The organism is Pseudoalteromonas sp. CR1, assembly GCF_019392235.1.
In the GTDB taxonomy this organism is placed as follows: Bacteria; Pseudomonadota; Gammaproteobacteria; order Enterobacterales; family Alteromonadaceae; genus Pseudoalteromonas.
The window spans coordinates 1-269 of the sequence record NZ_JAHXRM010000278.1; the positions used below are offsets into that span (position 1 = coordinate 1).

Consider the following 269-nt stretch of genomic DNA (forward strand, 5'->3'; position numbering starts at 1 on the left):
GGAGCTGCGCGTACGCGGCAAGGGCCGGCATGTGCGCATCGGCCAGGGCGCGGCGCGCCATGCTGAACAGGTTCAATTGGGTAAATGGGCGCCGCTCGGTCAACTCTATTGCCTGGCGCTGGCGATCATTGGCAGCGGCATTCCTTTGGGGATGCTCGGCTACTGGTTGGCGGTAGGTTCGTCAGCGGCGTTTCCCGTGGCGGAAATCGGCGAGGCGCTGCTGTCCTCCCTGACACTGTCACTGGGGGGCGCTGCGCTTTGCCTGATGC

1 protein-coding gene is annotated in these 269 nt (G+C 65.4%); it reads left to right on the forward strand.

What is annotated here, in order from left to right; all coding sequences use genetic code 11:
* A partial coding sequence (locus tag KZZ04_RS19410) for a hypothetical protein (protein WP_219423907.1) occupies positions 1–269 on the forward strand: 269 nt, incomplete at both ends.